Here is a 14,126-nt window from a genome sequence, read left to right on the forward strand (position 1 = left end):
TTATTCAGCGTCGCCCAGCTCGTCGGCACGGTCCTGGGCACTGCGCAGGTCCAGCGTGCCTTCATAGATGGAACGGCCGCAGATGACGCCTTCGATACCTTCGGACTCGACCGCGCACAGCGCCTCGACATCCTTGATGCTGTGCACGCCGCCTGAGGCGATGACAGGGATCGTCATGCTTTGCGCCAGCTTCACGGTCGCTTCGATATTGACGCCGCCCATCATGCCGTCGCGGCCAATATCGGTATAGACGATCGATTCGACGCCGTAATCCTCGAATTTCTTCGCCAGGTCGATCACTTCATGCCCGGTCAGCTTGCTCCAGCCGTCGGTTGCGACCTTGCCATCCCTGGCATCCAGGCCAACGATGATCTGCCCGGGGAAGGCGCTGCAGGCGTCGTGCAGAAAGCCGGGGCTCTTGACGGCGGCAGTGCCGATGATGATGTAGGACAGGCCGCCATCGAGATAGCGCTCGATGGTATCGAGGTCGCGGATGCCGCCACCCAGCTGCACGGGGATTTCCTCGATATCGTTTTCAGCGGCAAAATCCTGCACCGCACGGATGATGGACTTCACGGCAGCGGCGTTCTTGGGCACGCCGGCAAAGGCGCCGTTCAGGTCAACCAGGTGCAGGCGGCGCGCGCCCTGTTCCAGCCAATGCCGCGCCATCTTGGCGGGATCGTCGGAAAATACGGTGGCCTGGTCCATGTCGCCCTGTTTCAGGCGAACGCAGTGACCATCCTTGAGATCGATAGCAGGTATGAGCAGCATGGCTAGCGGATGTGTGGTTAATTATTGGTAGTTTAAGGAAGTACTAATGGAATTTACGGCTTCCAGTCCACGAAGTTCTTATACAGGCGCAAACCTGCAGCAGCGCTTTTTTCAGGGTGAAACTGTGTTGCAAAAATATTTTCCCGCACTACTGCGCAGGTGAATAACTGGCCGTATTCGGTTTGACCGGCAATATGCGCCGCATCGTCCGGCACCGCGTAATAACTGTGGACGAAATAAAAGTAGCTGTCGTCGGCGATGCCTTGCCAGAGCGGATGCAGAGACGCCTGCGACTGCCTGACCCGGTTCCAGCCCATCTGCGGCACTTTGTAGCGGGAACCGTCCGGCTGCAACTGGCCATCCAGGCGAAAACGCACCACCTTGCCCGGCAACAGGCCAAGGCCTGGCGTATCGCCTTCCTCGCTCCAGTCGAACAGCATTTGTTCGCCGACGCACACGCCAAACAGCGGCTTGTTGCGCGCCGCTTCCAGCACGGCTTCCTGCACGCCCGACTCGCGCAGGCTGCGCATGCAATCCGGCATGGCGCCCTGTCCCGGCAATACGACCCGGTCAGCCGCGCGAATATCGGCCGCATCGCCCGAGATCCGCACATCGGCCTCGGGGGCCACATGGATCAATGCCTGCGCTACCGAGCGCAAGTTGCCCATGCCGTAATCCACCACCACAATTTTGTTCATGATAAGGCTTGTTGGCGCATTCCTGGTTCAGGACAGCGCTTTTAGTTTCTTGTTACAAACTGCCCTTGGTCGACGGAATCGTGCCGGCCGCGCGCGCATCTAGTTCGGCGGCCATGCGCAACGCACGGCCGAACGCCTTGAACACTGTTTCGCACTGATGGTGGGCATTGTCGCCACGCAGGTTATCGATATGCAGGGTCACCAGGGCATGGTTGACAAAGCCCTGGAAAAATTCGCGGGTCAGGTCGACATCGAATGCGCCAATCATCGAGCGCGTAAACGGCAGGTGATATTCGAGGCCGGGACGGCCGGAAAAATCCACCACCACGCGCGACAGGGCTTCGTCGAGGGGGACGTAGGCATGGCCATAGCGGCGAATGCCTTTCTTGTCGCCCATCGCCTGCGCCACGGCCTGGCCGAGGGTGATGCCGACATCCTCGACAGTGTGGTGGGCATCGATGTGCAAGTCGCCCTTGGCTTCGATGTCCAGGTCGATCAGGCCGTGACGGGCGATCTGGTCGAGCATGTGGTCGAGAAACGGCACGCCGGTATTCAGCTTTTGCTGGCCGCTGCCATCGAGGTTGATGGCGACGCGGATTTGCGTCTCGTTGGTATTGCGCACGACTTCGGCGCTGCGTTGCTTGGACATGGTATTCCGTGACAGACAATAATTATGCGAGCATTTTACCCATATTTTCGGCTGGAATTCGGCGCGCGGGCGGATAGTTGGCAATCCCCTGCGATTGTTCCGGCAAGCCTTGCATGGACAACAACAAAAATTCGCCTCCTGCAGGCTTGCGAGACTGTCTTACTGCCCCTCTTCCGCCGCCGCCAGCTCGGACGGCAATGCATCGAGCCGGCGCTGGATCAGGTCGCAATAGACGGGGTTCAGTTCGAAGCCGACAAAATTGCGCCCGCAGCGCCGCGCAGCCACGGCCGTGGTGCCGCTGCCCATGAAGGGATCCAGCACCACGCCGCCGGGCGGGCACGATGCCTTGACCATGCGCTCGATGATTTCCAGCGGCTTCTGGGTCGGATGGTCAGCGCGCTCGCGGTGTTCGCGGTGCAGGCGCGAGACGCTCCAGACATCCTTGGGGTTGTAACCCATCTCCAGCCACTTGGCGCCGACGAAAATGGCGCGCGTGCGGGCCTTCTTGGTTTGCTCGTCATAGGGAATGCGCACCGCGTCGAGGTCGAAATGATAATCGCGCGACTTGACGAACAAACCGACGTTGTCATGCACCGAGGAGAAGCGCCGGGTGCTGCCGCCCATGGATGGCACGCGCCGGTCCCAGATGATTTCATTCACCATGGTCATGCGCTGCTTCAACAGTACGAACACTTCCGGCGAATAGCGCCAAGTCAGGAAAATATACAAACTGCCCGTCGCCTTCAGCTTGGGCAGCGCGATATCGATCCATTCCTCCATCCACGCCAGGTAGGCTGCCGTGTCGAGCTTGTCGGAATCGTTGCCGTAATCCTTGCCCAGGCCATACGGCGGATCGGCGACGATCAAGTCCACCGAGGCATCTTGCAGACGCGCCATGCCGGTAATCGCATCCTCGCAATGGATGCGGTTGAGCCAGTCGCTCATATGCTCACCCTGGCGCGCCGGGGAATCATTTCAGGCGATACTCGGCCGAGCGCGCGTGGGCCTGCAAGCCTTCGCCGTAAGCCAGTTCAGCCGCCACCTTGCCCAATGTTTGCGCCCCGGCTTCACTGACGAAAATGACGCTGGAACGCTTCTGGAAATCATAGACGCCCAGCGGCGATGAAAAGCGCGCGGTGCGCGAGGTCGGCAGCACGTGATTGGGTCCCGCGCAATAATCGCCCAGGGATTCGGAAGAAAACCGGCCGAGGAACATGGCGCCGGCATGGCGGATCTGGTCGGCCCAGCGTTGCGGCTCGGCAGCGGAAATCTCCAGGTGCTCTGCGGCAATGAAATTGGCGATGTCGCACGCCTCTTCCATGTCGCGCACCTTGACCAGGGCGCCGCGGTTGGTCAGCGAGGTGCGAATCACTTCCTGGCGCGGCATGTCGCCGACCAGCCTGTCGATGCTGGCCTGCACGCGGGCGATGTAAGCGGCATCCGGGCAAAGCAGGATGGATTGCGCCAGCTCGTCGTGCTCGGCTTGCGAAAACAAGTCCATGGCGATCCAGTCCGGGTCGGTGCTGCCATCGCACAGCACGAGGATTTCCGAAGGACCGGCGATCATGTCGATGCCGACAGTGCCGAAGACACGGCGCTTGGCGGCGGCGACGTAGGCATTGCCGGGGCCGACGATCTTGTCCACCGCTGGAATGGTATCGGTGCCGTAGGCCAGCGCGGCGACCGCTTGCGCGCCGCCGATGGTGAAGACGCGGTCGACGCCGGCAATCGCGGCGGCCGCCAGCACCAGCGGGTTCTTCACACCATCCGGTGTGGGCACCACCATGATCACTTCGGCGACGCCGGCGACCTTGGCGGGAATCGCATTCATCAATACCGACGAGGGATAGGCAGCCTTGCCACCCGGGACATAAATGCCGACACGGTCGAGCGGCGTGACTTTTTGCCCCAGCACGGTGCCGTCGGCTTCGGTGTAACTGAAACCGGCCGAACCGCACTCGGCCTTTTGCCGTTCGTGATAAGCGCGCACGCGGTCGGCCGCAGTTTGCAGTGCGGCGCGGCGCGGCGCCGGCAAAGCTTCGAGCGCCGCCAGCAATTCGGCGCGCGGGATTTCCAGGGAAGCCACGGTGGACGCCTGCAGGCGGTCGAACCTGTTGGTGTACTCCAGCACGGCAGCGTCGCCGCGCGCCTTGACCTCGGCCAGGATCGCAGCTGCGGCACGGTCGATCGCCTCGTCCTCGGATGCCTCGAAGGCCAGCACATGGGCGAGCTGCTGCCTGAAGTTGGCCTGGGTGGAATCAAGGGTACGAATCTGGATCGTCATGGCATTTCGCTTTCCGGCGCAGCGCGGGCAGCGCCTCTGATAGTTTGCTTAAGTCGTGGCTTGCGAGGCGCGCTCGAAGGCAGCCAGAATCGGCTGCAGGCGCTCGCGCTTGAGTTTCAGGGCAGCCTGGTTGACCACTAGGCGCGATGAAATCTGCATGATGTGCTCGACCTCGACCAGGTTATTGGCACGCAGGGTGCTGCCGCTGCTGACCAGGTCGACGATGGCATCCGACAGGCCGACCAGCGGCGCCAGCTCCATCGAACCATACAGCTTGATCAAGTCCACATGCACGCCCTTGGCGGCGAAATGCTCGCGGGCGCATTGCACGTACTTGGTCGCCACGCGCAGGCGTGCGCCATGGCGCACCGCGCTGGCATAGTCAAAACCCGCCTGCACCGCCACCGACATGCGGCACTTGGCAATGTTCAGGTCGATCGGCTGGTACAGGCCTTCGCCGCCATGTTCCAGCAATACATCCTTGCCAGCCACGCCGAAATCGGCGGCGCCGTATTGCACGTAGGTCGGCACGTCGGACGCGCGCACGATGATGACGCGCACCTGCGGGTCATTGGTCGGCAGGATCAGCTTGCGCGAGCTTTCCGGGTCTTCCGTGACGCTGATGCCGGCGGCCTGCAAGAGCGGCAGGGTTTCTTCGAAAATACGGCCTTTGGACAGGGCCAGGGTCAGTTGCTGGTCCATTATTTCACCCTTGCGATATCGGCGCCGACGGCGGCGAGCTTGACTTCCATGCGGTCGTAGCCGCGGTCCAGGTGGTAAATGCGGTCCACCAGGGTCTGGCCCTGCGCCGCCAGCGCAGCGATCACCAGCGACGCGGACGCGCGCAAGTCGGTCGCCATCACCGGCGCACCGACCAGCTTGTCGACGCCCTTGACCAGCGCCGTGTGGCCATCGATCTCGATGGCAGCGCCCAGGCGGTTCAATTCCTGCACGTGCATGTAACGGTTTTCAAAGATGGTTTCCGTGATGCGGCCAACACCGTCGGCGAGGCAATCGAGCGCCATGAATTGCGCCTGCATGTCGGTCGGAAAACCCGGGTACTCGGTGGTGCGAAAGCTCACTGCCTTTGGCCGCGAAGCCATCTGGGCACGGATCCAGTCCGGCCCGGAAGTCAGGATGACGCCGGCTTCACGCAGCTTTTCCAGCACCACGTCGAGGATGTCGGTACGCGTGCTGGTGAGCGTGATGTCGCCGCCGGCGGCCGCCACCGCGCACAGGAAAGTGCCGGTCTCGATGCGGTCGGCGATCACGGCGTGGCTGGCGCCATGCAATTGGTCCACGCCCTGAATGATCAGGCGATCGGTACCGATGCCGTCGATCTTCGCCCCCATGGCCACCAGCAGGTTGGCGAGATCGGTCACTTCCGGTTCGCGCGCGGCATTTTCCAGCACGGTCTCGCCTTCGGCCAGGGTCGCGGCCATCAGCAGGTTTTCCGTGCCGGTGACGGTGATCATGTCGGTCACCACGCGTGCGCCCTTCAACTTCTTGGCCCTGGCATGGATGTAACCCGCCTCGATGACGATCTCGGCGCCCATTGCCTGCAAGCCCTTGATGTGCTGATCTACCGGGCGCGAGCCGATGGCGCAGCCGCCCGGCAGGGAAACTTTCGCTTCGCCGAATCGCGCCAGCAAGGGACCCAGCACCAGGATCGAAGCGCGCATGGTTTTCACCATTTCGTAGGGTGCTTCCAGCTTGTCGATGGCATTGCCGTTCAGGGCGACGCGGTCGCCATCCTGCTCGATGCCCAGGCCCATCTGGCGCAAGAGCTTCAACATGGTGGCAACGTCCTGCAGGTGCGGTACGTTCGACAGTTGCACGGTGCCGGCAGTCAGCAAGCCGGCGCAAAGTATCGGCAAGGCGGCATTCTTGGCGCCGGAAATGGCGATTTCGCCTGCGAGGCGCTTGCCGCCGGTAATCAGTAATTTATCCATTGTTTTTGTACTCTTCCGACGTCAGGGTTTTCATCGACAGGGCATGAATTTCCGCTTTCATGCGGTCGCCCAGGGCGGCATACACCAGCTGGTGGCGCTGGATCAGGCGCTTGCCGGCGAAGGCATCGGAAACGATCACGGCAGTGAAATGCTGGCCGTCGCCTTCGACTTCCAGGTGGGAGCAGGCAAGGCCCGCAGCAATATAGCTTTTAACCAGTTCCGGGGTTGGCAGCATGATTTCAGGATTCCTCTCGTCGCCATTCGTGGCAACATAAACAAGGGCGTACGCGGCGGCACGCCCGGTGACACGATCAATGACGCAATTTATAGCCGATTTTCAGCAAGTGGATGGCAAAACCGGCCAACACCAGAAAAAATATCCCGACGATGGCAAGGCTGGTCACGGGATCGACATCCGACTGGCCAAAGAAACCATAGCGGAAGCCGTCGATCATGTAAAAAAACGGGTTGAAGCGCGAGACAGTTTGCCAGAACGGCGGCAGAGAATGGATCGAATAGAAGACGCCCGCCAGAAAAGTTGCCGGCATGATCAGGAAGTTCTGGAAAGCCGCCAGCTGGTCAAATTTTTCTGCCCAGATACCGGCAACCAGTCCCATGGTGCCGAGGATGGCGGCGCCCAGCAAGGCAAACACGCCGATCCACCAGGGCGCAACGAAGGTTAAATCGCCAAACCACGCCGTGATGAGGAAGACGCCTGTGCCGACCACCAGTCCGCGCACCGCGGCTGCCAGCACATAGGCGCCGAACAGTTCCCAGTGCGACAACGGCGGCAACAGGACGAAAACGAGGTTGCCGGTGATCTTGGACTGGATCAGCGATGAAGAAGAATTGGCGAAGGCGTTCTGCAGCACGCTCATCATCACCAGGCCCGGAATCAGGAAAGCGGTATAGCTGACGCGGTCATAGACTTGCACATGTTCTTCAAGCACATGGCCGAAGATCAGCAGGTACAGCATGGCGGTCATGATCGGCGCCGTGATGGTTTGCGTCGCCACTTTCCAGAAACGCAGGATTTCCTTGTAAAACAAGGTCTGGAAGCCGCTCTTCATTTGCCGCCCTCCATGATCTGGATGAACACATCTTCCAGGTCAGCCTGGTGCAGCTGCATGTCTTCGATGCGCGCGCCGGCTTCGCGCAGGCGGGCCAGGATCGGCTCGACGTCGGCATAGTCATTGACGCGCAGGGTGTACTGGCGGTTTGCCGCACCTTCTGCCGGGTGGGTCAGCAAGGGTTGCAGGCTCTCGGGCAATTGGCCTTGCGACAGGGTCACCGCCAGTTGCGATCCGGAGATGCGCTTGATCAGGGCGGCCGTGGTATCCAGCGCCACGACCTTGCCGGCCTTGAGCATGGCGATGCGGTTGCACAGCGCTTGCGCCTCTTCCAGGTAATGCGTGGTGAGCACCACGGTATGGCCTTCGCGGTTCAGGCGACCGATGAATTGCCACAGGGTCTGGCGCAGTTCGACATCGACGCCGGCGGTCGGCTCGTCGAGCACAATTACCGGCGGCTTGTGCACGAGCGCCTGCGCCACAAGGACGCGGCGCTTCATGCCGCCCGACAGCGCGCGCATGTTGGCGTCGGCCTTGTCGGTGAGATCGAGGTTGTGCATCACTTCATCGATCCAGGCGTCATTGTTTTTCAGGCCGAAATAGCCGGATTGCATGCGCAGCGTTTCACGCACCGTGAAAAAGGGATCGAACACCAGTTCCTGCGGCACCACGCCGAGCATGCGGCGCGCCTGGCGATAATCCGCGACCACATCGTGACCGTGGATGGCGACGTGGCCTGCATCGGCCCGGCTCAGACCGGCGATGATGGAAATGAGCGTGGTCTTGCCGGCACCGTTCGGGCCCAGCAAGCCGAAAAATTCCCCCTGCCCGATCGACAGGGAAACGCCGCCAAGCGCCTGGAGCGACTTGTAGCGTTTTTCAACATTAGTGATCTGAATTGCCGCCATGATGGCTGAATGCGCTTCCTGCATGGATTGCCCGTCGGCTTGCCGGCATGGGCTAAGACCTTGGCGAAACCTTTGATTATAGGGGATTTCCGGCCGTCAAGCCGTGCAATACTGATGACTCGGGCGTCTGGTCAGGCCGTCAATGGTGTGGCAAGTCAGTGCGTTGCGCCGGATTTGTCGCTGCAGGCACGGCCACAGGCGCCGCCAACAGCAAATCGGCGACGCCGTACAGGGTCACCAGGCTATGCAGATTGGCTGGCATATTGGTAAAGGTCAGGGTACTTCCCTGGCGTCCTGCGGCGCGCTGCCAGCCGATCAGGGCTGCCACGGCGCTGGAATCGGCCAAGTCCAGGCCCGCCAGGTCGACGCTGGTTTGCCCGGCACGAATCGCCGCCAGCCCTGCCGCATAAAGCGACTTGGCTGTGCCGGCGTTAAATGGCGAAGTGGGACGAAACATGGGCGGGCGGAAAACCGGAAAATCAGGAAGCCTTGGCCGGCTTGGCAGCAGCGGCAGCCAGGCGCTTGTTTTTCTCGCTCAAGACCTTGATCAAGCCGTCGACACCGTTCTTGCTGATTTCCGTGGAAAAGCTGCTTTTGTAGGATTCCACCAGCCAGGCGCCGAGCACATTGACATCATAGATTTTCCATCCAGTCGCCTGTTTTTCAAGGCGGTAATTCAGCTGGATGGGTTCGCCGCGCGGCTGGATCACTTGCGAGCGCACTTCTACTTCGTTGTCCGTCGGGGTCGAACGCAAAGGCTTGAATTCAACTTTCTGGTCACGCACCTGGGAAATGGCACCGGAATAGGTGTAGACCAACAGGGAGCGGAATTCCTCGCCAAGGCGTTTTTGCTGCTCAGGCGTTGCTTCCCGCCAATAACGACCAGCCGCCAGCGCGGTCATCTTTTGGAAATCAATATGCGGCAAAATCTTGGCTTCAACCAGTTCCAGGACTTTTTTCTGATTGCCACCCTGAATGTCCTTGTCTGCCTTGGCCGTATCCAGCACTTCATAACTGATGCGCTTGACCAGCGCATCCGGCGCTTCATCGGCGCTGGCCATGCCTGCAAAGGCAATTGCGCCAAAGGCAAGAATCATCGTCAGTATTTTTTTCAACATAATCAGTAACTTTCTGCAGCGGCTCCAAAGCCAATAGCGACATTATGCATCAGGCGGCAGGTAAGCGTTGCCGGTGCCGCGGATTACCCTGCCTAGTCCTGGCTATCCTTGCCATTATTGCCGTTGTCCGGCGGATCACCGTCGTACACCTGGTTCAGACGCCTTTGCATATAGGCATCGCGAACAAACTGGTAACGGTCGAGCGCCGCATCTTCCAGCAAATTGGAGGCATCGAGTAAAGCCGCGCGGCGGTCAACCAGGCGCACCACCGAGCCGGTATTGCGCCAGTGCACCGGGTCCTTGTACGTCCAAATGTCGCCATAAATATCGGCGGGCAAGGCCACCGTGTCGCGCACCGTGGAGGCGCCGAGGAATGGCAACACCACATAAGGACCGGCCGGGACACCCCAGACGCCGAGAGTCTGGCCAAAATCCTCTTTATGCTTGGGCACCCCGGAATCGGAAGCGATATCGAACAAGCCCAGTACGCCCAGCGTGCTGTTGGCGACGACGCGCACCACATCCTGCGCACCCGCTTCGATTTTACCTTGAAGGAAATTATTCACGGCAGTCCAGACATCCCCCAGATTGCCGAAGAAATTGCCAACCCCGGCTTGCACAAAGTCTGGCAGGACTGCCTGGTACGCCTGGGCGGCCGGCTTCAATGCCGCGCGATCGAGCGTATCGTTAAAATCGAACATCGCCCGGTTGAACCCCTCCAGCGGATCGTGGGCATTGCCGGGACTGGCGCAACCGGTCACGGCAAAAACCAGGGCAATGGCAGCGATGGAACGTGTCAATCCATTCATTATTTTTTCTCCTCGCCTTCTGCTGCCTTACTGAACAGGAACTGGCTGATCAGGTTTTCCAGCACGATGGCTGATTGCGTCATCTTGATGCGGTCGCCGGCCGCCAAGTTGGCCGTATCGCCCCCCGGTTCCAGGCCGATATATTGCTCGCCCAACAATCCGGAAGTCAGGATCTTCGCGGAACTATCCTTGGGAAACTGGTAACGGCTTTCCAGATTCAACGTGACATGCGCCTGAAACGACTTGTCATCAAAGGTGATATCGCCCACCCGGCCAACCACCACGCCGGCACTCTTGACCGGCGCGCGCGGCTTCAGGCCACCAATATTGTCGAACCGGGTGACGACCGGATACGTCTTTTCAAAGGAAAGCGTGCTCATGTTGCCCGCTTTCAGGGCGAGAAACAGCAGCGCCAGCGCGCCTACGAGGACAAACAGACCGACCCACAAGTCGAGGGATTTTCTTTGCATGATGATTACACTACCTTAGATAATCAATTTCATTTTTGTTCATAACGCACGACCGCGCAAACGCTCAGTTGAACATCAGCGCAGTCATCAGGAAATCGAGCCACAGTACCGTCAGCGACGCTGTCACGACGGTGCGGGTGGTGGCGCGCGCCACGCCTTCCGGCGTCGGCTTCGCTTCATAGCCCTGGTACAAGGCGATGAAAGTGACGGCAAAGCCGAACACCACGCTCTTCAGGACACCGTTGAAGATATCCTTCCAGACATCGACGCCCCCTTGCATTTGCGACCAGAAGGCACCCTCATCGACACCGATCAACTGGACACCGACGATATAGCCGCCGATGACGCCAACAGCGCTGAATACCGAAGCCAGCAAGGGCATGGCGATCACGCCGGCCAGAAAACGCGGCGCGATCACGCGGCGCAGCGGGTCAACCGCCATCATCTCCATTGCCGCAAGTTGTTCGCCGGCCTTCATCAAGCCGATTTCCGCGGTCAGCGACGTTCCGGCACGACCGGCAAACAACAATGCCGTCACCACCGGGCCCAGTTCGCGCACCAGCGAGAGCGCAACCAGCAGGCCGAGCGCCTGTTCTGAACCATAGCGGTTGAGCGTGTAATATCCCTGCAGACCCAGCACGAAGCCAACGAACAAGCCGGACACGGCAATAATCACCATCGAGTGATTGCCGATGAAATGCACCTGGCTGACCACCAGGCGCGGGCGCCGCCACAATCCCAGCGAAGCGCTCAAGGTGGCCATAAACAAACGCGTGGCGTAACCGAGATTAACCAGGTACAGACGCAGCGTGCGGCCCAGAAGGGCAATACCGTCAAGAATCATTGGCCACCTTCCAGTCCGAGCGACTCGGCCAGCGACTTTCCGGGATAATGGAAAGGCACCGGACCATCGGCCTCGGCATGCACGAACTGCTTCACGTACGGGTCGGACGAGGCGCGCATTTCTTCGGGCGTACCCTGCGCAACAATCTTTCCATTCGACAGGAAATACACGTAGTCGGCAATCGAGAACGACTCGTGCACATCGTGCGACACCAGGATCGAGGTGGAACCGAGAGCATCGTTCAGCGTGCGGATCAGGTTGGCGGTCACGCCCATCGAGATCGGGTCGAGCCCGGCAAAAGGCTCGTCATACATGATCAATTGCGGATCCAGCGCGATCGCCCGCGCCAGGGCGACACGGCGCGCCATGCCACCGGATATTTCTGCCGGTTTCAGATGTGCGGCATTGCGCAGGCCGACCGCATGCAGTTTCAGCAAAACCAGGTCATGGATCAACTCTTCCGGCAGATCGGTATTTTCGCGCAAGGGAAAAGCGACGTTTTCCAGTACCGTCAGGTCGGTAAACAAGGCGCCATGCTGAAACAGCATGCCCATCTTGCGACGCAAGGCATACAGGGCGCTCGAATCGAGCGCATGCACGTGCTGGCCATCCACGGTCACGGTACCGGCTTGCGGCCGCAGCTGCCCGCCGATCAGGCGCAGGATGGTGGTCTTGCCCGAACCGGAACCGCCCATGACCGCTACCACTTTGCCGCGCGGAAAGGCCATGTTCAGACCGGACAGGATGCTCCGCTCCCCATAGCCGAAATGGACATCGCGAATTTCTACAAGATCAGGCACGAATTTTTAAATGACGAATTAGTTAATTAGTGAGATTGTAGAGCAGAAACCCTTTTTCCCGCTTGCAGCTCGCCGCCAATACGGGATGAATCAAATGGTTTTTGTTGCTAATTTGGCCCATGTTGCATTTAAAACACGGCGAATATTAACGCAATGACAAACGCCCGCTCTTCCAGCGGGCGTTTGCATTTACTTCCCTGCCCGCAGGCAGAAACAGTGGCAATCCTTACCGTGGCAACACCGAGCTACCCATCAGGAACTCATCCACTGCACGGGCGCACTGGCGTCCTTCGCGAATCGCCCATACCACCAGCGACTGGCCGCGACGCATGTCGCCGGCGGCAAAGACTTTGGGCACAGAAGTCTGGTAGCAACCATCGCCATCGGCGGTCGCCTTGGCGTTGCCGCGCGCATCCTTGTCGACACCGAAGGCATCCAGCACTTGCGCGATGGGCGAGACGAAGCCCATGGCCAGCAGCACCAGGTCCGCCTTGATTTCGAACTCGGAGCCAGGCACTTCAGCCATCTTGCCGTCTTTCCACTCGACGCGGGCGGCAATCAGCTTTTCAACCTTGCCATTCTTGCCTTCGAGGCGCTTGGTGGTCACGGCCCAGTCGCGCTCGCAACCCTCTTCATGCGAAGACGAAGTGCGCAGCTTGTACGGCCAGTAAGGCCACACCAGCGGCTTGTTTTCCTGTTCCGGCGGAGTGGGCATCAATTCGAACTGGATGACGCCGGCAGCGCCATGGCGGTTGGAAGTACCGACGCAATCGGAACCGGTGTCGCCACCACCGATGACCACCACGTGCTTGCCGGTGGCTGTGATCTGGTCTTTCAGCTTGTCGCCGGCATTGACCTTGTTTTGCAGCGGCAGGAATTCCATGGCGAAATGCACGCCCTTCAATTCACGGCCCGGCACCGGCAAGTCGCGCGGATTTTCGGCGCCACCGGCGATCACGACCGCATCGAATTCCTTCTCCAGCTGTTGCGGCGAAATGGTTTCCTTGGCCCAGTTGAGGACATTGGCAGGAAAGTCCTTGCCCACCAGGACGCCGGTGCGGAAAGTCACGCCTTCTGCCTTCATTTGCTCGACACGGCGGTCGATGTGGGACTTTTCCATCTTGAAGTCGGGAATGCCGTAACGCAGCAAGCCGCCGACACGGTCGTTCTTTTCAAACACGGTGACATCGTGACCGACGCGCGCCAGTTGCTGTGCCGCGGCGAGACCGGCCGGGCCGCCACCAACCACGGCGACTTTCTTGCCGGTCTTGACAGTTGCCGGCTGCGGCGTGACCCAGCCGTTTTCCCAGCCCTTGTCGATGATGAAATGCTCGATCGACTTGATGCCAACCGCGTCGCTGTTGATGCCGAGCGTGCAGGCGGATTCGCACGGTGCCGGGCAGATGCGACCGGTAAATTCCGGGAAGTTGTTGGTGGAATGCAGCGTGTCGAGCGCCTGGCGATAATTGCCGTGATAAACCAGATCATTCCAGTCGGGGATGATGTTGTTGACCGGGCAACCATTGTTACAGAACGGAATACCGCAATCCATGCAGCGCGCGCCTTGCACTTTGGCATCGGCGTCGGACAGGTGGACGGTAAATTCCTTGTAGTGTTTCAGACGCGATTTGGGCGCTTCGCTTGCTTCCTGCAAGCGCTGGAATTCCAGAAAACCGGTTACTTTTCCCATGTTCTTCCTTCTTTATTCATTTGGCGGGCACGCTTTGCCCTGGCCATTCATTCGGGGTTGGCG

At 60.0% G+C, this 14,126-nt stretch carries 17 protein-coding genes; all 17 read right to left on the reverse strand.

All coding sequences use genetic code 11. The annotated features are described in order from the left end of the window. On the reverse strand, positions 1–771 hold the full coding sequence (gene hisA / locus EKL02_RS17575) for a 1-(5-phosphoribosyl)-5-[(5-phosphoribosylamino)methylideneamino]imidazole-4-carboxamide isomerase (RefSeq protein WP_128903237.1): 771 nt from the start codon (positions 769–771) through the stop codon (positions 1–3). 53 nt (positions 772–824) lie between these two features. Continuing rightward, on the reverse strand, positions 825–1,469 hold the full coding sequence (gene hisH / locus EKL02_RS17580; RefSeq protein WP_128903238.1) for an imidazole glycerol phosphate synthase subunit HisH: 645 nt from the start codon (positions 1,467–1,469) through the stop codon (positions 825–827). Positions 1,470–1,521: 52 nt separating this feature from the next. Beyond that, complete coding sequence (gene hisB, locus EKL02_RS17585; RefSeq protein WP_128903239.1) at positions 1,522–2,118, reverse strand: imidazoleglycerol-phosphate dehydratase HisB; 597 nt, start codon at positions 2,116–2,118, stop codon at positions 1,522–1,524. Positions 2,119–2,277: 159 nt separating this feature from the next. Then, a complete protein-coding gene (locus tag EKL02_RS17590; protein ID WP_128903240.1) occupies positions 2,278–3,063 on the reverse strand; it encodes a site-specific DNA-methyltransferase in 786 nt (261 codons plus the stop codon). A 25-nt stretch (positions 3,064–3,088) separates the two neighbouring features. Next, on the reverse strand, positions 3,089–4,402 hold the full coding sequence (hisD, locus tag EKL02_RS17595) for a histidinol dehydrogenase (RefSeq protein WP_128903241.1): 1,314 nt from the start codon (positions 4,400–4,402) through the stop codon (positions 3,089–3,091). A 48-nt stretch (positions 4,403–4,450) separates the two neighbouring features. After that, positions 4,451–5,104 (reverse strand): ATP phosphoribosyltransferase, encoded by a 654-nt coding sequence (hisG, locus tag EKL02_RS17600; protein WP_128903242.1) that lies wholly within the window; start codon positions 5,102–5,104, stop codon positions 4,451–4,453. Next, a complete protein-coding gene (gene murA / locus EKL02_RS17605) occupies positions 5,104–6,354 on the reverse strand; it encodes a UDP-N-acetylglucosamine 1-carboxyvinyltransferase (protein ID WP_128903243.1) in 1,251 nt (416 codons plus the stop codon). Before murA ends, hisG begins: the two co-directional genes overlap by 1 nt. After that, complete coding sequence (locus EKL02_RS17610; RefSeq protein ID WP_128903244.1) at positions 6,347–6,589, reverse strand: BolA family protein; 243 nt, start codon at positions 6,587–6,589, stop codon at positions 6,347–6,349. Before EKL02_RS17610 ends, murA begins: the two co-directional genes overlap by 8 nt. Positions 6,590–6,665: 76 nt before the next feature. Then, positions 6,666–7,424, reverse strand: coding sequence for an ABC transporter permease (locus EKL02_RS17615; RefSeq protein ID WP_128903245.1), 759 nt, complete (start codon positions 7,422–7,424; stop codon positions 6,666–6,668). After that, entirely contained in the window at positions 7,421–8,332 is a 912-nt protein-coding gene (locus EKL02_RS17620; protein WP_128903577.1) for an ABC transporter ATP-binding protein, read from the reverse strand. The genes EKL02_RS17615 and EKL02_RS17620 overlap by 4 nt, the downstream gene beginning before the upstream one ends. Before the next feature lie 139 nt (positions 8,333–8,471). Next, positions 8,472–8,789, reverse strand: a complete 318-nt coding sequence (locus tag EKL02_RS17625) for an STAS domain-containing protein (RefSeq protein ID WP_128903246.1) — start codon at positions 8,787–8,789, stop codon at positions 8,472–8,474. Positions 8,790–8,811: 22 nt separating this feature from the next. Next, positions 8,812–9,429, reverse strand: coding sequence for an ABC transporter substrate-binding protein (locus EKL02_RS17630; protein WP_128903578.1), 618 nt, complete (start codon positions 9,427–9,429; stop codon positions 8,812–8,814). A gap of 113 nt (positions 9,430–9,542) precedes the next feature. After that, a complete protein-coding gene (locus EKL02_RS17635; RefSeq protein ID WP_128903247.1) occupies positions 9,543–10,259 on the reverse strand; it encodes a VacJ family lipoprotein in 717 nt (238 codons plus the stop codon). After that, positions 10,259–10,729, reverse strand: a complete 471-nt coding sequence (gene mlaD / locus EKL02_RS17640; protein WP_128903248.1) for an outer membrane lipid asymmetry maintenance protein MlaD — start codon at positions 10,727–10,729, stop codon at positions 10,259–10,261. Before mlaD ends, EKL02_RS17635 begins: the two co-directional genes overlap by 1 nt. Positions 10,730–10,793: 64 nt before the next feature. Next, on the reverse strand, positions 10,794–11,573 hold the full coding sequence (mlaE, locus tag EKL02_RS17645) for a lipid asymmetry maintenance ABC transporter permease subunit MlaE (protein WP_128903249.1): 780 nt from the start codon (positions 11,571–11,573) through the stop codon (positions 10,794–10,796). Beyond that, positions 11,570–12,373, reverse strand: coding sequence for an ABC transporter ATP-binding protein (locus tag EKL02_RS17650; protein ID WP_128903250.1), 804 nt, complete (start codon positions 12,371–12,373; stop codon positions 11,570–11,572). The genes mlaE and EKL02_RS17650 overlap by 4 nt, the downstream gene beginning before the upstream one ends. 226 nt (positions 12,374–12,599) lie before the next feature. Next, positions 12,600–14,063: a glutamate synthase subunit beta gene (locus EKL02_RS17655; RefSeq protein ID WP_128903251.1), complete on the reverse strand. Its 1,464-nt coding sequence runs from the start codon at positions 14,061–14,063 to the stop codon at positions 12,600–12,602. Between the last annotated feature and the right edge of the window lie 63 nt (positions 14,064–14,126).

Source organism: Janthinobacterium sp. 17J80-10 (assembly GCF_004114795.1).
Classification (GTDB): domain Bacteria; phylum Pseudomonadota; class Gammaproteobacteria; order Burkholderiales; family Burkholderiaceae_D; genus Paucimonas.